Genomic DNA, 514 nt, shown 5'->3' on the forward strand with positions numbered 1-514 from the left:
CTCGGCCTTGGTGGTAGAAAGCAAGGAAACACCAAATCGAAAGGTGAGTAATAGCTTCGGAATCCATGTTCAAGGTAATGCTATCATCAATGGAATATTGGCCTATTTGGACGATTCTGACGAAACGCCATTTTTTCCACAAATAACAGTTGCCGAAAATGCTTTGATAAAAGGAGAAGTATTTTGCGAAAAAAATCTGGAATTAAAAGGTGATGTTCAGGGCTCGGTTTCAACAACTAACTTTATTGCCCTGGAACAAGGTGGAGTATACCAAAATCATCTGTTCAACGGGTCTATTGACTCCAGCGTGCTGCCTTTACAGTATTCAGGATTGCTGTTTGGAAATGAAAAGTCTATCGCGAAATGGATGTATTAAAAAAGATAAGAGCATCCACCCTAATGGAGACCATGGTTGCCACCGTATTGATAGTAGTGGTTTTCATGATGGCCAGTCTTATATTGAATTCGCTGTTTTCAACAAAAATCAAAATTCAAATGAACCCTCTTCTTAACC

Annotated in this window: 1 pseudogene; it reads left to right on the forward strand. The window is 39.3% G+C overall.

Annotation, left to right across the window (positions count from 1 at the left end):
- Positions 1-376 (forward strand): annotated as a pseudogene (locus GTQ34_RS17105) (hypothetical protein); the annotation flags it as partial.
- Positions 377-514: the final 138 nt, after the last annotated feature.

This window comes from Flagellimonas ochracea (genome assembly GCF_009903685.1).
Taxonomy (GTDB): Bacteria; Bacteroidota; Bacteroidia; order Flavobacteriales; family Flavobacteriaceae; genus Flagellimonas; species Flagellimonas ochracea.